This is a genomic window from Pseudomonas sp. GW821-FHT05D12 (assembly GCF_059419825.1).
Map to the genome: position 1 here is coordinate 163,560 of NZ_JBWKSN010000003.1, position 18,380 is coordinate 181,939.

Genomic DNA, 18,380 nt, shown 5'->3' on the forward strand with positions numbered 1-18,380 from the left:
TGTGGGTACAGGCGCATTATGCCTAGTGCTGCCTTGCAAGACACTCGCGCAATGCGTCTTGCCATTGTGGCTGGCTGACCTGCCATTGTTGCTGCAGGCGACTGCAATCCAGGCGTGAGTTCAGCGGGCGCTTGGCGGGCGTCGGGTAGGCGCTGGAGGGAATCGCCTCCAGCTCGGCACAGGCTGTGCCGCCGGCGCGCAGCTGCTCGGCGATCGCCGCGGCGAAGCCGAACCAAGAGGTCTCGCCCTGGGCGGTCAGGTGGTAGACCCCCCATTCACCGGCCTTGCCGGCCTGCCAGCGATCGATCAAGGCACGGGTGCTGTTGGCGATCGTGCCGGCCCAGGTCGGCGCACCGATCTGGTCGGCGACGATACGCAAGTGCGGTTTTTCCTGCAGCAGGCGTTGCATGGTCAGCAGGAAATTCTTGCCGTGGTTGGAGTAGACCCAACTGGTGCGCAGGATCAGGTACTCACCCCCCACGGCGGCAATCGCCTGCTCACCCGCCAGCTTGCTCTGGCCGTAGACGCCCAGGGGGTTCGGTGTGTCGGCTTCGGTGTAGGGCGCGGGTTTGTTGCCGTCAAACACGTAGTCGGTGGAGTAGTGGATCAACGGGATGCCCAAGGCCTCGGCTTCCTCGGCGAGGACGCCGGGGGCAATCGCGTTGATGGCGAAGGCAATGTCTGCTTCGCTTTCGGCTTGATCGACCGCAGTGTGGGCCGCGGCATTGATGATCAGGTCGGGGCGCTGGGCACGGACCTGCTGGCGGATCTGGTCGACGTCAGCCAGGTCGAGCTGATCGCGGCCCAGCACGATGAGTTCGCCGAGATCCTGCAGCCGCTGTTGCAGCGCCAGGGAGACTTGGCCGTGTTGGCCGGTGATGAGGATTTTCATGGGAACAGGTCGGCTTCCATCAGTCGTTTGCCTGCCTGGTCCTTGGCAGACAGTTGCGGCGGTGCAGTGAGTTCCCAGTCGATGGCCAGCGCCGGGTCATTCCACAGGATGCTGCGCTCGGCGCTCGGCTGGTAATAGTCGGTGGTCTTGTACAGAAATTCGGCGTAATCGCTGAGTACCACAAACCCATGGGCGAAGCCTTCCGGTATCCACAGCTGGCGATTGTTCTGCGCCGACAACCGAACCCCCACCCACTGGCCGAAGTTCGGCGAGCTGCGGCGAATATCGACGGCCACGTCCAATACTTCACCGGCGGTCACGCGCACCAGCTTGCCCTGGGTGTGTTCGAGTTGATAGTGCAGGCCGCGCAGCACGCCTTTTTGTGAGCGTGAATGGTTGTCCTGGACAAAGTTGCGCTGCAGCCCGGTGGCGTGTTCAAAAGCCCGGGCGTTGAAGCTTTCGTAGAAAAAACCGCGCTCATCACCGAACACTTTGGGTTCGATGATCAGCACGCCTGGCAATGAGGTTTCAATGACGTTCACTGGTTGTCTCCGGCCAGTGAGTAAAGGTATTGGCCGTAGCCGGTCTTGCCAAAGTATTTGGCGCGTTCGAGCAGGTGGTCGCGATCGATCCAGCCGTTGCCGTAGGCAATCTCTTCGAGGCAGGCGACTTTCAGGCCCTGGCGGCGCTCGATGGTCTGCACGTACTGCGAGGCGTCGAGCAGGCTGTCGTGGGTGCCCGTGTCGAGCCAGGCGAAGCCTCGGCCGAAACGTTCCACTTGCAAGTCACCCCGGTGCAGGTAGGCGTTGTTGACGTCGGTGATCTCCAATTCGCCGCGAGCGGAGGGCTTCACCGCCTTGGCGATATTGACCACATCGTTATCGTAGAAATACAGGCCGGTGACGGCGTAACTGGATTTCGGTACCGCCGGCTTTTCTTCGATGGACAGGGCACGGCCTTCGCTGTCGAAGTCGATCACGCCAAAGCGCTCCGGGTCTTTGACCCAATAGCCGAACACCGTGGCGCCCTTGCCGCGTTTGACGGCCGCGTGCAGCTGCTCGCTGAAGCGCTGACCATGGAAAATGTTGTCACCCAGGATCAAGCACACCGGGTCGCTGCCTATGAACTGCTCGCCAATCAGGAAGGCTTGCGCCAGGCCATCCGGGGTCGGCTGTTCGGCGTAGCTGAATGTCACGCCGAACTGGCTGCCGTCACCCAGCAGATTGCGGTACTGCGGCAGGTCCGCCGGGGTGGAAATCACCAGGATTTCCTTGATCCCTGCAAGCATCAGCACCGAGATCGGGTAATAGATCATCGGCTTGTCATACACCGGTAGCAATTGCTTGGACACACCCAGGGTGATGGGGTGCAGGCGCGTGCCGGAGCCGCCGGCCAATACGATTCCTTTCATCATGCGATTAGATCCCTCATGTCGGTGTTGCCCAATCGTTGACCCTGATAACTGCCGTCCTGGACCCTGCGGCACCATTCCAGATTATCCAGGTACCACTGCACGGTTTTGCGTAGACCGGTTTCAAAGGTTTCCAAAGGCACCCAGTCCAATTCGCGTTCGATCTTGCTGGCATCAATGGCGTAGCGTTGATCGTGCCCTGGGCGGTCCTTTACGAATGTGATCAGGTCGGCGTATTGCTCGACGCCGTCCGGGTGCTGCGGCGCCAGCTCTTCCAACAGGGCGCAGATGCTGCGAACCACGCTGATGTTCTGCTGCTCGTTGTGCCCGCCGATGTTGTAGGTCTCGCCGACGGCGCCTTCGGTGACCACCTTGAGCAGCGCCCGTGCGTGGTCTTCGACGAACAGCCAGTCGCGCACCTGCAAACCATCACCATAGACCGGCAATGGCTTGCCCGCGAGCGCGTTGAGGATCACCAGCGGGATCAACTTCTCGGGGAAATGGAACGGGCCGTAATTGTTCGAGCAGTTGGTCAGCAATACCGGCAGGCCGTAGGTGCGCTGCCAGGCGCGCACCAGGTGGTCCGAAGCCGCTTTACTGGCGGAGTAAGGCGAACTCGGCGCATAGGGGGTGGTTTCGGTGAACAGGTCGTCCACGCCATGCAGGTCGCCGTACACTTCGTCAGTGGAAATGTGGTGGAAGCGAAACGCGCTTTTGTCTGCGGTCTCGAGTGTTTGCCAGTAGCCCCGGGCGGCCTCCAGCAGGCTGTAGGTGCCGACGATGTTGGTCTGGATAAAGTCCGATGGACCGTCAATCGAACGGTCGACATGCGACTCGGCGGCCAAGTGCATGATCGCCTGGGGCTCGAAGCGCGCCAATACGGCGCTGACGGTGGCCTGGTCGATGATGTCGGCCTGAACGAACTCATAGCGGCTGTTGGACGCGATACTGGTCAGCGACTCCAGGTTGCCGGCGTAGGTGAGTTTGTCCAGGTTGAGCACTTCGTGCTCGGTGTGCTGAATCAGGTGACGTACCAAAGCAGAACCGATAAAACCGGCGCCACCGGTAATGAGAATGCGCATGTCGGGGGCCCTTTTCCTTAGACGGACGATTAGCGAATGGAGCATAGCCTGTGTTGTGGCGCTGGACAGGGCGGTATGTGTCCGGGGGTTGCGTAAGCCCCCTGAACAATGGCGATATACACCCCTGAAAAAAAACCGAGGCCACCCCATGTTGCTCGCCACGTTGATTCATCGCGCCAGTCTACCCTGCCCGCAAGTAGGCCCCGATCAGGCGGCGCAGTTGCTTGAGCAACATTACGGCCTCGCGGGCACATTGCAGTCACTGGGCAGCCAACAGGACCTCAACTACAAGGTCGACAGCCCGCGCGGGCGCTTTGTTCTGAAAATCTGCCGGGGCGACTACGCCGCTGTGGAATTGCACGCCCAGCACGCGGCCTTCAACAGCTTGCAGGCGCAAGCCGGCCTGCGTGTACCCAAGGTCATCCCGGCCTTGAGCGGCGACGAACTGCTGAGCGTCAACCTCGACGGGCAAACCCTGCATGTGCGTCTGCTGGATTATATCGACGGGCAGCCGTTGACCCACCTGCCTCACCTGGGGCGTGAGGTGATCGCGGGCTTCGGCGACCTGTGCGGCCGTATGAGCCTGGCCCTCGCGTCTTTTGCCCACCCGGGCCTGGAACGCACCCTGCAATGGGACCCGCGCCATGCACGGGAACTGATCACCCACCTGCTGGCCAGCCTGGAAAACCTGCCGCATCGCGCGGCCCTGGAGCAGGTGGCCGAGCAGGTCGAGCAACGCATCCGGCCCTTGGCCGAGCGCTTGCCGTGGCAAGCGGTGCACATGGATATCACCGACGACAACGTGGTCTGGCAACGCGATACCCAGCGCCGTTGGCAAGTCCAGGGCGTGATCGATTTCGGCGACCTGGTCCACACCTGGCGCATAGCTGACCTGTCCGTGACCTGCGCCGCCCTGTTGCACCATGCCGAGGGCGACCCGTTTGCGATCTTGCCGGCGATCCAGGCTTGCCATGCCGTGACACCGCTGCAGCTCGAAGAATTGCAGGTGCTGTGGCCGTTGATCGTCGCCCGCGCGGCCGTGCTGGTACTCAGCAGCGAGCAGCAGCAACGCCTGGATCCGGATAACAGTTACCTGTTGAAAAACGCCGAGCACGAGTGGGAAATCTTCCATGTGGCGATATCGGTGCCGTTTGAGTTGATGGAAGCGGCGATTCTCAGCAGCGTCGGGCAGGCGCCTGCAGCGCTGGTCAGCCAAGGCTTCGCGCCGTTGTTGCCAGGGCTGGTGGGGCGCGAATTTGCGCTGATCGATCTGGGCGTGCTCAGCGCGCATTTCGAGGCGGGCAACTGGGAACCTGCCGGCGCCGATCAGCGTTTGCTGCAGGACGCGGCCGCCGTGCATGGCCTGGCGGCCAGTCGTTATGGGCAGTACCGTTTGTCACGGACTCAGCCCGACAGTGCCCATGAGCCGCAGACGTTCCCATTGCACGTCGAGCTGCACGTGCCCCAGGGTACCTCCGTCGAAGCGCCGTTTGCGGGCACTGTGCACCTGGGCGCCAACGGCGAACTGCGTGTGCACAGCGGTGAAGCCAACGTGCGGTTGTGGGGTGTCAAGGCGTCGCTGCGGCCGGGCGCTGCGGTGCTCAAGGGCCAGGTTATCGGCGAAGTCGAAGGCCCGCTCACCGTGCAACTGTGCCGCACCGAGCTGTCGGCGCCGTTGTTCTGCACGCCCTCGCGCGCGCAGGCGTGGCAGGTGCTGTGCCCCTCGCCGGCCGCGCTGCTGGGGCTGGCTTGCGATGCCGAGCCCGAGCTGGACCCCGAGGCCCTGCTGGCGCGCCGCGATGCCAGCTTCGCCCGCTCGCAGAAACACTATTACGCCGATCCGCCGCGTATCGAGCGCGGCTGGCGCAACCACCTGATCGACATGCAGGGTCGCTCCTACCTGGACATGCTCAACAACGTGGCGGTGCTCGGCCACGGCCATCCGCGCATGGCCGAGGTGGCGGCGCGCCAGTGGTCGCTGCTCAACACCAACTCGCGCTTCCATTACGCGGCAATTGCCGAGTTTTCCGAGCGCTTGCTGGCGCTGGCGCCGGCGAGCATGGACCGGGTCTTCCTGGTCAACAGCGGCACCGAAGCCAACGACCTGGCGATCCGCCTGGCCTGGGCCTACAGCGGCGGGCGCGACATGCTCAGCGTGCTGGAGGCGTACCACGGCTGGTCGGTGGCAGCGGATGCGGTCTCGACTTCGATTGCCGACAACCCCCAGGCCTTGAGCAGCCGCCCGGAGTGGGTGCACCCGGTGACCGCGCCCAATACCTATCGCGGCGAGTTCCGCGGGCAGGACAGCGCGCCGGACTATGTACGAAGCGTGGAACACAACCTGGCGAAAATCGCCGCGAGCAAACGTCAATTGGCGGGTTTCATCTGCGAGCCGGTGTACGGCAATGCCGGTGGCATCTCGCTGCCGCCTGGTTATCTCCAGCAGGTGTATGCATTGGTGCGCGCTCAGGGCGGCGTGTGCATCGCCGATGAAGTGCAGGTCGGTTATGGCCGCATGGGCCACTTTTTCTGGGGCTTTGAAGAGCAGGGCGTGGTGCCGGACATCATCACCATGGCCAAAGGCATGGGCAATGGCCAGCCGCTGGGGGCGGTGATCACCCGCCGCGAAATCGCCGAGGCGCTGGAGGCTGAGGGCTATTTCTTCTCATCCTCCGGTGGCAGCCCGGTCAGTTGCCGCATCGGCATGGCAGTGCTGGATGTGATGGAGGAAGAAAAGCTGTGGGAAAATGCCCAAGTGGTCGGCGGGCATTTCAAGGCGCGTTTGGAAGCATTGATCGACCGTCACCCGTTGGTCGGCGCCGTTCACGGCTCGGGTTTCTACCTGGGCCTGGAGCTGGTGCGCGACCGCCACACCCTGGAACCCGCCACCGAAGAAACCGCGCTGCTCTGCGAGCGCCTGCGCGAGCTGGGGATTTTCATGCAGCCTACCGGTGATAACTTGAACATCCTCAAGATCAAGCCGCCGATGGTCACCTCCCGCCGCAGCGTGGATTTCTTCGTCGATATGCTGTCGAAGGTGCTGGATGAGCTTGTATAGGTAGTCGATTGTTATCGGCTATTTATTGTCATATTTATCCACTATGATCGCAGATCGCTTTTAAAGCCGATTTTTATCCGTTATAAAGTCGGCCTTCACCCCATTCGGAGTCCTGAACGCCATGACCACCCTGCACAGCACCCCCCGCGCCGATGGCTTCTACATGCCCGCCGAATGGGCGCCCCAGACCCAGACCTGGATGATCTGGCCAGAACGCCCGGACAACTGGCGCCTGGGCGGCAAGCCAGCGCAGGCGGCGCACGTCGCGGTGGCCAAGGCCATTGCGCGCTTTGAACCGGTGACCGTGGCGGTGTCCGCCGGCCAGTACGAAAACGCCCGCGCCCGCTTGGATGTGCCGAATATCCGCGTGGTGGAAATGTCCAGTGACGATGCCTGGGTACGTGACACCGGCCCGACCTTCGTGATCAACAACAGCGGCGAAGTGCGCGGCGTGAACTGGGACTTCAACGCTTGGGGCGGTTTTGACGGCGGCCTGTATTCGCCGTGGAACCGCGACTCGCAGGTAGGCGGCAAGATCCTCGAAATCGAGCGCGCGCCGCGCTACCGCACCGAGGGCTTTGTGCTCGAAGGCGGCTCGATCCACGTCGACGGCGAAGGCACCTTGATCACCACTGAGGAGTGCCTGCTCAACCGCAATCGCAACCCGCACTTGGACCGTGGCGAGATCGAAGCGGTGCTGAGCGCCAACCTGGCGGTGGATAAAATCATCTGGTTGCCGGACGGCCTGTTCAACGACGAAACCGATGGGCATGTGGATAACTTCTGCTGCTACGTGCGCCCGGGTGAAGTGCTGCTGGCCTGGACCGACGACCCGCAAGACCCGAACTACGCGCGCTGCCATGCCGCCCTCGACGTCCTGCAAAGCAGCACTGATGCTAAGGGACGCGCGTTCACAGTGCACAAAATGCCGATCCCGGGGCCGCTGTACGCCACCGAGGAAGAATGCGCCGGCGTGGACCCGGTGGACGGTACCCAGGAGCGCAACCCGAGCGTGCGGCTGGCGGGTTCCTACGTGAACTTCCTGATCGTCAACGGCGGCATTATCGCGCCGAGCTTCGACGATCCGCTGGACAGCCAGGCCAAGGCCATCCTGCAGCAGCTGTTCCCACAGCACGAAGTGGTGATGGTGCCGGGCCGTGAACTGTTACTGGGCGGCGGCAATATCCATTGCCTGACCCAACAACAGCCAGCCCCGCACAAAAACTGAGTGCAGTTGTAACAGCATTCGAGCGATGAGCGGGCGCTAGCCGGTTTCAGCGTTTTGAGCAAGCCCGCGGCCCAGCAAGGTCGCGGGCTTTTTTGTGTCCGCATGCCTATAAACACGGGACATTGGCATAGCTCTTGTATCGGTGTTGTCACAGTGGCCCAGGGTGATGACTGCGCAGTTCTGTCATAAACCTTGAGTAAGTTAGCCGCTCACGCAGTAGGAGAGAGCGCTGAAATGAATGCCGATACCAACCTGATGTACACGCGCACCTTCCACCCTTTGCGGGTCAACGGTGACGCGATCCATGCGCTGGCGCTCTGGTTGAAGGAAAACGGTTCGCGACAGATCCGGCAGCAGCCTGACTTGCGCAGCGTGATGAGTGAACGCTACCCGGTGGGGTTGTTCAGTGAGGAAGAAGTGCACGCGCTGTGTGAACTGATCGCACCCTTGTAGGAACCGGCTTGCCGGCGACGACGGCCTTGGGCCTGCGCTGATCTCGCCGACGCTATCGTCGGCAAGCCGGCTCCTATAGGTGGAGGGGGAATTTAGAAGCTGTAAGTGCCTGTGACCACCAGGCTGCGTGGCTCGCCTGGTTGGATCTGCGCCACGCTGGTCGCCGAGGCGTAGTAGGTTTTATCGGCGATGTTATTCAGCGCCGCGCGCAGGTCCCATTCCTTTTGACGGAACCCGGCCAATGCGTCCCAGCGACCATAACCTGGCATGACCACGGTGTTGAGGCTGTCGGCATAACGGTCGCCCACCAGGGTCAGCCCGGTTTCCGCGTACCAACCCATTTCCGGTTTCCAGGTGAGGAACAGGCTGGCATTGCGCTTGGCGACGTCGCTGACGCGCTTGCCTTCAAAGCCGTTGTTGTCCTTCACGACCGTAGCGTCCTGCAAGCCGATGCCGCCGCGCACCGACCAGTTGCCGACAATCTTGCCAGTGGCGGTCAGCTCCACGCCACGCGAGCGCTGCAGGCCGCTGAGCAAGGTGATGGTGCGGTCCAGCGGGTCGCTGGTGCGGCGATTGTAGAGTTCCAGTTCGTACACGGCGAGGGTGGTGCTGAGGCGGTCGTCGAGCCAGTCGCTCTTGACCCCGATTTCCTTCTGCTTGGTCAGTTCGGGGCTCAGGTCGTTGACGCTGCCGGCGGCGTTCGGGGTGATGCCGATCACGCCGCCGCCCGCCGGGGAAAAGGTTTTGCTCCACGAGGCGTAGAACGAGTGATGTTCCAGCGGCGTCCAGACCACACCGAAGCGCGGGCTGGTGCTGTGGCTTTCGACCGCTTGCCGGGTGTTGAGCAGCTTGTTCTTGGTGTCCACTTCAAATCGGTCGTAGCGCAGGCCAGCGAGCAATTGCCACTGATCATTCAGGCGCAGTTGGTCCTGTACGTAGACGGCGCGGCTGTCGACTTCAGTGTGATTGTTGCTCGACACGCTCATTCGCCCGGTGTGGCTCAGGTGGCGATTCGGCTGGTTGAGGTCCAGGCTCGGCACGGCCTGCCCGCCACGGTTGACCGCCGTCGCGGTGTACAGCTTGGGATCGCGACGCTGGCTGCCCAGCTCAAGGCCGCTGAGCAGGCGGTGCTCCAGGCCGAAGGTGCTGAAGCCACCTTCGAGCTCCAGGTTGTTGAAGATATTCAGGGTGGTCAGGTCCTGCTGCCAGCGCTGGCGTGTGACGCTGTTAGTCGCAGGCGCGTAGGCGGTCTGGTAAGTGTTGTCGAAATCGCTGTCGAGCTTGAACACGCCCAACGTCTGGCGCAGTTGCCAATTGTCATTGAGTTCGTAGGCCAGCTTGGAGCGCAGCGACTGGGTCTTGTCGTCGATGTAGTCGCGGCTGTCAAAGTAGGTGGTGCCGCGGCTCACATCCGCCGGGCGGCCGTTGACGCCGGGGATGCCACGGTCCGGCGTGCGGTTGTAGCGGCTGTATTCGTATTGCACCAGCCAGTTCAGTTCCGGGGTCAGTTGCCAGCTCATGGACGGTGCGAACAACTGGCGATTGCCGCTGACGCCATCGCGAAAGCTGTTGTTGTCCTGGTTGCCCATGTTCAGGCGCAGGCTGAGGGTGTCGCTGGGGTCGGCGCTGAGATCGGCATACAGGCTGCGCAAATCATTGCTGCCGCCCTGGGCCTCGATGCTCGAGGCGTGGCCGGCGATGGGCAGTTTGCTCACGCGGTTGACGATCCCTCCCTGACCGCCTCGCCCGTAAAGTACGGCTGCTGGCCCCTTGAGCACTTCGATGCGCTCGATGTTATGCAGGTCGCGCACATATTGGCTGTCGTCGCGAATGCCATCCAGATAGAAATCATTGCTCGCGTCGAAGCCACGGATGCGCAAACTGTCGAAACGTGTGTCGGCGCCGCTGCTCACGTTGGGGATGCCGCTCAACGCCTGGCCGAGGTCATTGGTGCCGTAGGCGCGCAGGGTTTCGGTCTTTACCGAGTCGATCGCCTGGGGCACATAACGCACCGCAGTGGCGGTCCGGGTGGCGGTGGTGGTTTCCCTGACGCGGGGATCGTCTTCGTCGGCGTCGGCGCTGATCGAGGTTTCGGGCAGGGTGGTCGCCGCACAGGCAAAACCGGCAGACAGCAGAACAGAGAGCCCAAGGGTGAGGGGCATCAGGCGTGGGGCTGGCATGGGGAAATGTATCCGAATTGTTAGGGAGGAAATTGCGCGTTAATGGTAATGCTTTGCATTTACGTGCGTTATCTATTCCCAAATGTATCGGCTTTGAAATATGTTACTAGATGTGTTTCAGAGGTCGCCAAAGGCGATTTTTTGTCGTTTCCAGAGCGGCAATAGGCCTTTGCTTAGAATTATTTCGCCTAAATACAGACGATTCACGAAATTGACACATAGTTCAACGCGCGACTAGGATTGCGCCCAACGCCTGTGGCTAACCGCCATGACTCATCCAATAAAAAAGGCCCGCGGCAGTTAAGTCGTCCGCGGGCTTTCTTTTTTCCTGGAAAAGTCGACACCAGAAAAGCGACACGGAGCCTGGTGTCACAGCGCGTACTCAACCAGTAATAAGGAATATAAGAAATGTTGAAGCAACGGATGGGTCTGATCGCTCTGGGGATTTTGAGCGCCACTCAGGCAATGGCCAACGACCAGGAGCAATCCAAGGGTTTTGTTGAAGACAGCCACCTGAACATCGCAGCACGTAACGCCTACATCAGCCGTGACTACAAGAACGGCAAGCAAGATAAAGCCGAGTGGGGCCAAGGCTTCATCGGTAAGTTGGAGTCCGGCTTCACCCAAGGCACCGTCGGTGTGGGTGTGGACGTCATCGGTCAATACGCTATCCGTCTGGACGGTGGTAAAGGTCGCGCCGGCGCGGGCGGCATCGACTTCTTCAAGCAGGGCAATGGCACCACCAACCCTGATGGCAGCAACAACCCAGGCTCGGCACCGCACGACCTGGCCAAAGGCGGCGCTGCCGTGAAGTTCCGCGTTTCCAACACTGTGCTCAAGTACGGTGATCAGTTCCCGGCCGTGCCTGTACTGCAGTACGACAACTCCCGTCTGTTGTCGGAAACCTACACCGGTACGTCGATCGTTTCCAAAGAGATCGCCGGTCTGCAACTGGACGCAGGTCACTTCACCAAAGAAGCGCGCAAGAGCATGGAAGGCACCGACAGCGGTCGCCTGAAAAGCATCGACTACATCGGTGGTAGCTACAAATTCACCGAAAGCCTGTCGGCTGCGCTCTACGCTTCCGACATGCAGGACGTGCTGAAGAAGCAATACGTCAACGTCAACTACGTGCTGGCCCTGCCAGAGAAGCAGTCGCTGACCTTTGACTTCAACGGCTACAAAACCAAGCTGGACAAGAGCTTCGCCCTGGAAAACCAGAAAGACGAAGACGCCCGCGACAACAAAATCTGGAGCCTGGGCGCCACGTGGGCTGTCGGCCCGCACAGCTTCACTCTGGCTCACCAGCGCAGCACCGGCGACACCGGCTACCTGTATGGCGGCTACCGCAACGCTGGCGGCATCGGCGACGGCGGCAACACCATCCTGCTGGCCAACTCCTACTGGTCCGACTTCAACGGCAAGGACGAGCGTTCGTGGCAAGCAGCCTACGGTATCGACTTCGCTACCTTCGGCGTGCCTGGCCTGAGCTACAACGTTGCCTACGTGCGCGGTACCAACATTGACGACGGTTCCAACCGCGGCAATGGCACTGAGCGTGAAATCTTCAACCAGTTCAAATACGTCGTTCAGAGTGGCCCGGCCAAAGACCTGAGCCTGCGTGCGCGTGCGTCCTGGTTGCGTGTTTCCAGCAACGCCGACCAGTACAACGTAGGCGGTAACGAAATCCGTCTGTTCGCCGACTACCCGATCAACGTTTTCTAATTGATCTGGCGTCGCGCCTGATCCAAGGCGATAAAAAACCCCGACTGGTTCGGGGTTTTTTTATGCCTGCGCAGAATCCTCCCGGCTCTGCAGGACCTTGCGTGCAACAGACGCATTGACGTAGTCGAGCATCAGCCTCAGGCCCTCATAGGGTTCGATCTTCTGGTTGTCGATACACAGCTGCGCCATCTGCAGCAGCACTTGGCGTTTCTTCTTGTTGATCCGCGCGCCGGGCACACCAAACGCGGTCTTGCGCCGCTCAGGCAAGGGCGCATCCGGCTTCAACTCCAGCGTTACCCAGATGCCCTGCATGAACTGCAGCGAGACATCGGCGATGTGCTCGATCGGCACCGGCTGCTTCAGGTTGGCGAAGACAAAATGCTCCGGCGTCAGGCGCAAGGCGACCTGCGCTGCGCGTTTGTACCGCCGCACGCCCAGCCCCAGGAATATCAGCGCGACGCTACCGACGGCGGCGCCCACGCCGATTGTCGACAACGGCGTGCCTTTCAGGCGCTCCGGGGCCAGCCAGGGGCGGGCCATTATCCACAGGGCGAACAGCACGAAGGGTATCGTCAATACCGCCATCAAGACGCCGCGCCATGCGCCGCCTTCATGCAGTGCGCGTTCGCCATCTGTCGAAACGACCAGGGTTTCCAGCAGTTGAGTGTGCACGGCGTTCTCGGCGACGGCCACCTCGAGCAGATCGCGAGACAGTTGCTCGCGCAGCGTCTGTGGCGCGCTGAAATAACCATCGATTTGCCCGTTTGCCGCGGTGGCGTCGACGGGTCGGGTGGCGGTGAGCAGCGCCTCGTCCAACGGCACCTCAAGCGCCTGCAGGCGTTCGCCATTGGACGGGTGGGAATCGGTCGGATGCGGCTGATGAATCTCCAGTGCTTCAGGCGGCAGATGCAATTCGCAACCGCTCAGCGCGGTGAGCACGGCGCGGGGCAGGTCTTCTTCTGATGCGGCGTCACATAACGCCAGCAGCGATTCCTCGACGTGGGCATACAGCACCGACACCCGCAACAGGGCCGACGCCGCTGCGCGATTGCCGGCCACGCGCGCACCGGCGGCATCCGCCAGCAGCTCGCGCTCGCGGCTCCAATGATTCACCGCGTGATCAAAGTGCTGCATGAAAAACACGCCGAACAGGAATGATGGGCGCATCAGCCAGCCCTGGATCAGGTCGCTCGCCAGCAGGGTTTGCAGCAAGGCCTGCAGGCTGCGATTGACGCCGTCATAGATCGGCACAAAGCGCAGGGTGTAGTCGGTGTCTTCGCCGGCGAAGTGCGCCAGTTCATGACCGATCACCGCGCCGATTTCGGCGCGGCTCAGCAAGCCTAGGTGCAGCAGCGGCACGTGCAGGGTGCGCCCAGTCAAGCGGGTCTGTGCCGGCAGCACACTGGCCTCGCTGGACGTCACATAAAAGCCCTGGGCCAGGCTCACGACGATATGGTCCGGCGCCAATGCACCCAGTGTGCTCGAAAGCTCATTCACCTGGCGCCACAAGACCGGTGCCTGCTCGGGCGTCACCACGGCGCCGAAGATCTCCAGCGGCTCGGGCTTGAACATGCCCAGCATGTGCCGCAACTGCTTGAGCAACAGCCAGATCGAATACACGCAGAACGCCGCGACCACCCCCAGCACTGCCATCAGCTTGATTTCACCGCTGCCCAGCCGGCCGACATGCCACATCGCCAAACTTTCATAGCTCAAGGCGAGGGCGACCGTTGCCGCCATCGCCACCACATGGCTGACCAACACGTAAGGCAGCAAGCGGCTGCCGAGGGTGAACGCCTGCAAGAGTTTGTCCCGCGACTGCTGCGCCCGTTGCCCGGCCCACTGGGTGCCGAGCAGCGCCGCGAGGCCAATCAAGGCCGCCAGCAGCCCGAGGCCGATCACCCACGGTGCCAACGCCCGCAGTGCACGGTTGATGTGATGGGCGGTGGGCAGTTCGGCTTCGATCTTGTCCAGCCGCGAGAGCGCCAGTTGCACGCGGATTTTTTCTTTGCCGAGGTCGACGGTCGCGGCCGGGTCTTGCGCCGCCAGCGCCTGCAGTTGCTGCTTGGCGATGTCGACATTGAGGCGGTAGTCGATTACGGCGTTGCTGGTTTGGACAGCGCGCTGGTGCTCCCAACCGCCGAGTGCGGCCAACAGCAGCGGGAAAATCACCAGCAGAAAGGTCAGCTTCAGGGCGTTCATGGGAGTCCGTTCACAACGCGTGGGCTTCGGTTATACCGAAAAATACGCCAGCGAGGATAGAGCAATACGGCGCTGTTGATCCATTACACCGCGTCACTAATGAAGTACCCAGCCCCACCTTTATCCGCTCAAGGCGCACGCCTAAATTGGCCCCACTGCCAGCCCATCACCCCGATGGCCGGCGACTGGAGCCATTGCCATGCCCTTTGTCAGCCTGCGCATCACCCGAGACGGCGTTACCCCGGAGCAAAAAGCCCAGGTCATCGCCGAGTTCACCGAAACCCTCGAACGCGTCCTGCACAAACGCCCGGACCTGACCCACATCGTCATCGAAGAAATCGACACCGATAACTGGGGCTACGCCGGCATCACCACCACTGAGTACCGCAAATCCATTACCGGAGCATCATCATGAGTAAAGTCGTTATCGTTACCGGCGCTTCCCAAGGCATCGGCGCTGCCGTGGTCCAGGCCTACCGCGCCCTCGACTACCGCGTGGTCGCCACCTCGCGTTCGATCCAGCCGTCCACCGACCCGAACATCCTCACCGTCGCCGGTGACATCGGCGACTCCGCCACCGCCCAGCGCGTCATCCGCGAAGCGCTGGCAGCCTTTGGGCGCATCGACAGCCTGGTCAACAACGCCGGTATCTTCATCGCCAAGCCCTTCACCACGTACACCCAAGAAGACTACGCCAATGTGCTCGCGGTGAACCTCAACGGCTTCTTCTACATCACCCAACTCGCCATTGCCGAGATGGAAAAACGCGGCGCCGGCCACATCGTCGGCGTCACCACCAGCCTGGTCGACCATGCCGTCGACGGCGTGCCTTCGGTGCTCGCCAGCCTCACCAAGGGCGGGCTGAATTCGGCGACCAAGTCGCTGGCGATTGAATACGCCAAGCGCGGGATTCGGGTCAACGCAGTGAGCCCGGGGATCATCAAGACGCCGATGCACGCCGAGCCAACCCACGCGGCACTCGGGAAATTGCACCCGATGGGGCATATGGGCGAAGTGAGTGACATCGCCCAGGCGATTATCTATTTGGAGCAAGCGGCATTCGTGACCGGCGAGATTCTGCATGTGGACGGCGGGCAAAGTGCCGGGCACTGAGTGCGGGTGGTTGGAGTCAATGACGCCCGCCGACTAGTCTCGATGGCGGGTACCGCTACACAAAAACCTTCCACCGACTGTTCGGGATGAGATCAAAATCGGCAAGGCTGCGCGCGAACAGTTTTCAGGCGGGTTCGATGCTGACCCAATAGCGGGTCAGGTAGCGCACCCTTACCGGCAGGGTTTTGCTCAGGTTCTCGAGCACGGTGTCGGTGTCGTCAATGCGGAACGCGCCGGAAATGCTCAGGTCCTGGACCTGCGGCGCGCAACGCAGCACGCCTGGGCGGTAACGACCCAACTCGGTGATGAAGTCGCCGAGGCGCCAATCGTCCACGCTCAACATGCCGCGAACCCATGCCGCCGAGCCGGGAGGCAGAGGACGCGCGTTTTCAAGCGCATCGTGATCGAACGTGACCTGTTGGCCGGCCTCCAGGCGCAACGCCTGTTCTGGTTGGCGGCGCGGGCGGACTTCAACGGCGGCCTCCAGCACACCGACGTGGGTGCTGTCTTCCAATTGGCGAACGCTGAACTGGGTGCCAAGCGCCTTGATCGTGCCGTCGCCGGTGCTGACGATGAGCGGGCGCTGGGCCGGGTCCTTGGCGGTCTGCACCAGGATTTCACCCTCGTACAGCTGGATCAGCCGCTGGTGGGCGTCGAAGCGGATATCCAGCGCCGTGCCGGTGTTCAACTCCAGTTGCGTGCCATCGTCGAGCTTCAGCGAGCGCCGTTCCCGGGTGTGGGTGCGGTGTTGTGCGAGCACCGCGCGATACGGCACCTGTTCCACCGCCAGCCACGAACAGCCACCTACCGCGAGCAGCATGCCGAGAATCTTCAACACAGCGCGACGTTGTTTCTGCGCCGCGCCCAGACCGGAAAGCGCCGCCTGGCGAGGCATCTTCGCCCACTGCTGCTGCAGCGCCTCGACCCGTGCCCACGCCGCCGCGTGTTGCGGGCTGGCCTGCAACCAGGCCTGCCAGGCATGAGTGCGCGCCTCGTCCGGCGTACCGTCATTGAGCTGCACGTACCAGGTGGCGGCGGCCTCCAGCGTCTTGAGGTCCGGCGGTGTAGCCATCAGGTTTCGACCAGCAACAGGCATTGGGTCATGGCGCGAACCAGGTGATTTTTCACCGTGGTCACCGACACCCCGAATCGCTCGCCAGCCGCTACGTAATTCAAGCCTTCCAACTGCACCGCGAGAAAAATCTCGCGTGTGCGCGTGCCCAACCCATCCAGCAGCGTGTCGATGGACACCAGCATCTCAATGATCGACAAGCGCACCTCCGGCGACACCTCCACCGGCTCCGGCCGCAGCGCCAATGCCTGCAGGTAAGCCTGCTCGATGGCCCGGCGCCGGGATTTATCGATCAGCAACGAACGCGCAATCGCACTCAGATAGCCGCGCGGCTCCCGGATGGGCGTAGTGTGGCGAGCCGTCATCACCCGTACGAACGTGTCCTGTGCCAAGTCGGACGCATCCGCAGCATTCCCCAGGCGCACCCGCAACCAGCCCTTCAGCCAACTGTTGTGTTCGCTGTACAGCTGGTGAAGTGTTGAAGGATCGAGGGTCGACATGAGCGTGCCACCGAAGTGTAAATGGTAATGGCTCTCATTATTGTGATGGCACGTTTATTAGGCAAGGCCTTTGAATGTTCTTTTAGTACGTTCGGTACTATTAAAATGTCGGTCTTTTATAACTTTCCGCTCGTACGTATCCGCACTTTCCCGCGACTGAACTCGATAGCGAACGCCCTCCATGGCACCATTTATGTCGTCAAATAAGTGACGTTTTTGCGCAAAAAATGCCGTTGGGCGGCAGATAAGACAAAGCGTTGACAGTTTGATATTCATCCAACATTATTCGCGACGGTTTTGATGGCTCTAAGCCATTAAAATGACATTAATGACGCGCGTTCGTCCCGCTGTGGTTTTTCAAGATAAAGGGATATGGCGGCTCGGATTCAAACGGTCCGGCGGCGTCGGCCAGAGTTAACTAATAAACGCTGTCACTTTATTTAGCAGGCTCGCTTCTACACGCCTGCGCTCGAGTCTTTAGGAAGAAAACTACATGGCTGTTGGACGAATTCTGGTTACGGGTGGTGCAGGTTTCATTGGTTCACATCTGGTAGATGCTTTGCTTGGCAAAGGCTACAAGATTCGCGTACTCGATAACCTGTCGACCGGCAAGGTGACGAACCTGCCCGTCGACAATGCCGACCTCGAACTGGTCGTCGGTGACGTGGCGGACAGCGCCGTCGTTGACCAGGCCATGCGCGACTGCAGCGCCGTCGTACACCTTGCCGCGGTGGCGTCGGTGCAGGCGTCGGTAGACGATCCTGTCGCCACCCACCAAGCCAACTTCGTCGGCACCCTCAATGTCTGCCAGAGCATGCTCAAGGCCGGCGTGAAGCGCGTGGTGTTCGCCTCCAGCGCCGCGACCTATGGCAACAACGGCGAAGGCACGGCCATCATCGAAGACACCCCCAAGTCGCCACTGACCCCTTATGCCAGCGACAAGTTGGCCAGTGAGTACTACCTGGACTTCTATCGCCGCGAGCACGGCCTGGAACCGGTGATCTTCCGTTTCTTCAATATCTTCGGCCCGCGCCAGGATCCTTCCTCGCCGTACTCCGGTGTGATCAGCATCTTCACCGAACGCGCGTTGGCCCGTAAGCCGATCACGGTCTTTGGTGACGGCGAGCAGACGCGCGACTTCGTCTATGTACAGGACCTGGTCAGCATCCTGGTCCAGGCCGTGGAGACCCGCAAGCCGGCCCCTGAAGCCATCAACGTCGGGCTTAACCGCGCGACCAGTCTCAATGACCTGATCGCCGAACTGGGCAAGGCCACGGGCACCCCGCTGAACGTGACTTACCAGGCGCCACGCCAAGGTGACATTCGCCATTCGCGCGCCAACAACACCCGTTTGCTGGAACGCTTTGCACTCCCGGAACCGACCTCCATCGGCCAGGGTCTGGCGCAGCTTTTGCGAAGTTTGTAACTCGCCGGTCACCCTGTCCGTCGTTAACGCAGTATTGG

At 61.5% G+C, this 18,380-nt stretch carries 15 protein-coding genes; 7 read left to right on the top strand and 8 right to left on the bottom strand.

Annotated features, from left to right (window positions below; genetic code table 11):
• Positions 1 to 22 precede the first annotated feature (22 nt).
• Genes rfbD through rfbB form a run of 4 tightly spaced genes read right to left on the bottom strand, consistent with a single transcriptional unit; the run spans position 23 to position 3,385 of the window.
• The gene (gene rfbD / locus AC07SI_RS06515; RefSeq protein WP_495005405.1) at positions 23 to 892 is read right to left on the bottom strand and encodes a dTDP-4-dehydrorhamnose reductase; all 870 of its coding nucleotides are present in this window, start codon (positions 890 to 892) and stop codon (positions 23 to 25) included.
• Positions 889 to 1,434: a dTDP-4-dehydrorhamnose 3,5-epimerase gene (gene rfbC / locus AC07SI_RS06520; protein ID WP_065899624.1), complete on the bottom strand. Its 546-nt coding sequence runs from the start codon at positions 1,432 to 1,434 to the stop codon at positions 889 to 891. Before rfbC ends, rfbD begins: the two co-directional genes overlap by 4 nt.
• Complete coding sequence (gene rfbA, locus AC07SI_RS06525) at positions 1,431 to 2,306, bottom strand: glucose-1-phosphate thymidylyltransferase RfbA (protein WP_065899625.1); 876 nt, start codon at positions 2,304 to 2,306, stop codon at positions 1,431 to 1,433. Before rfbA ends, rfbC begins: the two co-directional genes overlap by 4 nt.
• Positions 2,303 to 3,385, bottom strand: coding sequence for a dTDP-glucose 4,6-dehydratase (gene rfbB, locus AC07SI_RS06530; protein ID WP_495005406.1), 1,083 nt, complete (start codon positions 3,383 to 3,385; stop codon positions 2,303 to 2,305). The genes rfbA and rfbB overlap by 4 nt, the downstream gene beginning before the upstream one ends.
• Positions 3,386 to 3,533: 148 nt before the next feature.
• On the opposite strand from rfbB, the gene AC07SI_RS06535 reads away from it, so the two are divergent.
• The 3 genes from AC07SI_RS06535 to AC07SI_RS06545 all read left to right on the top strand — a co-directional run bounded on the left by AC07SI_RS06535 (position 3,534) and on the right by AC07SI_RS06545 (position 8,124).
• Positions 3,534 to 6,443, top strand: a complete 2,910-nt coding sequence (locus AC07SI_RS06535; RefSeq protein WP_495005407.1) for an aminotransferase — start codon at positions 3,534 to 3,536, stop codon at positions 6,441 to 6,443.
• Positions 6,444 to 6,564: 121 nt separating this feature from the next.
• On the top strand, positions 6,565 to 7,671 hold the full coding sequence (gene aguA / locus AC07SI_RS06540) for an agmatine deiminase (protein WP_065899628.1): 1,107 nt from the start codon (positions 6,565 to 6,567) through the stop codon (positions 7,669 to 7,671).
• Positions 7,672 to 7,905: 234 nt separating this feature from the next.
• Positions 7,906 to 8,124 (top strand): hypothetical protein, encoded by a 219-nt coding sequence (locus AC07SI_RS06545; RefSeq protein WP_495005408.1) that lies wholly within the window; start codon positions 7,906 to 7,908, stop codon positions 8,122 to 8,124.
• A 92-nt stretch (positions 8,125 to 8,216) separates the two neighbouring features.
• Here the strand turns inward: AC07SI_RS06545 and AC07SI_RS06550 are convergent, their stop codons facing one another.
• Positions 8,217 to 10,304 carry a TonB-dependent receptor gene (locus tag AC07SI_RS06550; protein ID WP_495005409.1) on the bottom strand — a complete coding sequence of 696 codons (2,088 nt, stop codon included), beginning with the start codon at positions 10,302 to 10,304 and terminating at the stop codon, positions 8,217 to 8,219.
• A 408-nt stretch (positions 10,305 to 10,712) separates the two neighbouring features.
• Here AC07SI_RS06550 and AC07SI_RS06555 point away from each other — a divergent pair, with 408 nt between their 5' ends.
• Positions 10,713 to 12,029, top strand: coding sequence for an OprD family porin (locus tag AC07SI_RS06555; protein ID WP_065899631.1), 1,317 nt, complete (start codon positions 10,713 to 10,715; stop codon positions 12,027 to 12,029).
• Between the two features lie 60 nt (positions 12,030 to 12,089).
• On the opposite strand, the gene AC07SI_RS06560 is transcribed toward AC07SI_RS06555, so the two are convergent.
• Positions 12,090 to 14,231 (bottom strand): M48 family metallopeptidase, encoded by a 2,142-nt coding sequence (locus tag AC07SI_RS06560; protein ID WP_495005410.1) that lies wholly within the window; start codon positions 14,229 to 14,231, stop codon positions 12,090 to 12,092.
• A gap of 199 nt (positions 14,232 to 14,430) precedes the next feature.
• Between AC07SI_RS06560 and AC07SI_RS06565 the strand changes: the two genes are divergently transcribed.
• The gene (locus AC07SI_RS06565) at positions 14,431 to 14,646 is read left to right on the top strand and encodes a tautomerase family protein (protein ID WP_065899633.1); all 216 of its coding nucleotides are present in this window, start codon (positions 14,431 to 14,433) and stop codon (positions 14,644 to 14,646) included.
• Complete coding sequence (locus tag AC07SI_RS06570; protein WP_495005411.1) at positions 14,643 to 15,344, top strand: SDR family NAD(P)-dependent oxidoreductase; 702 nt, start codon at positions 14,643 to 14,645, stop codon at positions 15,342 to 15,344. Before AC07SI_RS06565 ends, AC07SI_RS06570 begins: the two co-directional genes overlap by 4 nt.
• Before the next feature lie 124 nt (positions 15,345 to 15,468).
• Here AC07SI_RS06570 and AC07SI_RS06575 read toward each other — a convergent pair whose 3' ends face one another.
• Positions 15,469 to 16,416 carry a FecR domain-containing protein gene (locus AC07SI_RS06575; RefSeq protein ID WP_213552173.1) on the bottom strand — a complete coding sequence of 316 codons (948 nt, stop codon included), beginning with the start codon at positions 16,414 to 16,416 and terminating at the stop codon, positions 15,469 to 15,471.
• Positions 16,416 to 16,916, bottom strand: coding sequence for a sigma-70 family RNA polymerase sigma factor (locus AC07SI_RS06580; RefSeq protein WP_106805426.1), 501 nt, complete (start codon positions 16,914 to 16,916; stop codon positions 16,416 to 16,418). The genes AC07SI_RS06575 and AC07SI_RS06580 overlap by 1 nt, the downstream gene beginning before the upstream one ends.
• A 493-nt stretch (positions 16,917 to 17,409) precedes the next feature.
• Between AC07SI_RS06580 and AC07SI_RS06585 the strand changes: the two genes are divergently transcribed.
• Positions 17,410 to 18,342 (top strand): NAD-dependent epimerase/dehydratase family protein, encoded by a 933-nt coding sequence (locus AC07SI_RS06585; protein ID WP_495005412.1) that lies wholly within the window; start codon positions 17,410 to 17,412, stop codon positions 18,340 to 18,342.
• Positions 18,343 to 18,380: the final 38 nt, after the last annotated feature.

Bases quoted from the DNA above. Each gene is read 5' to 3' on its own strand.
- rfbD (WP_495005405.1), bottom strand. From the start codon at position 892: ATGAAAATCCTCATCACCGGCCAACACGGCCAAGTCTCCCTGGCGCTG.
- rfbA (WP_065899625.1), bottom strand. From the start codon at position 2,306: ATGATGAAAGGAATCGTATTGGCCGGCGGCTCCGGCACGCGCCTGCAC.
- rfbB (WP_495005406.1), bottom strand. From the start codon at position 3,385: ATGCGCATTCTCATTACCGGTGGCGCCGGTTTTATCGGTTCTGCTTTG.
- AC07SI_RS06535 (WP_495005407.1), top strand. From the start codon at position 3,534: ATGTTGCTCGCCACGTTGATTCATCGCGCCAGTCTACCCTGCCCGCAA.
- aguA (WP_065899628.1), top strand. From the start codon at position 6,565: ATGACCACCCTGCACAGCACCCCCCGCGCCGATGGCTTCTACATGCCC.
- AC07SI_RS06545 (WP_495005408.1), top strand. From the start codon at position 7,906: ATGAATGCCGATACCAACCTGATGTACACGCGCACCTTCCACCCTTTG.
- AC07SI_RS06550 (WP_495005409.1), bottom strand. From the start codon at position 10,304: ATGCCAGCCCCACGCCTGATGCCCCTCACCCTTGGGCTCTCTGTTCTG.
- AC07SI_RS06555 (WP_065899631.1), top strand. From the start codon at position 10,713: ATGTTGAAGCAACGGATGGGTCTGATCGCTCTGGGGATTTTGAGCGCC.
- AC07SI_RS06560 (WP_495005410.1), bottom strand. From the start codon at position 14,231: ATGAACGCCCTGAAGCTGACCTTTCTGCTGGTGATTTTCCCGCTGCTG.
- AC07SI_RS06565 (WP_065899633.1), top strand. From the start codon at position 14,431: ATGCCCTTTGTCAGCCTGCGCATCACCCGAGACGGCGTTACCCCGGAG.
- AC07SI_RS06570 (WP_495005411.1), top strand. From the start codon at position 14,643: ATGAGTAAAGTCGTTATCGTTACCGGCGCTTCCCAAGGCATCGGCGCT.
- AC07SI_RS06575 (WP_213552173.1), bottom strand. From the start codon at position 16,416: ATGGCTACACCGCCGGACCTCAAGACGCTGGAGGCCGCCGCCACCTGG.
- AC07SI_RS06580 (WP_106805426.1), bottom strand. From the start codon at position 16,916: ATGTCGACCCTCGATCCTTCAACACTTCACCAGCTGTACAGCGAACAC.
- AC07SI_RS06585 (WP_495005412.1), top strand. From the start codon at position 17,410: ATGGCTGTTGGACGAATTCTGGTTACGGGTGGTGCAGGTTTCATTGGT.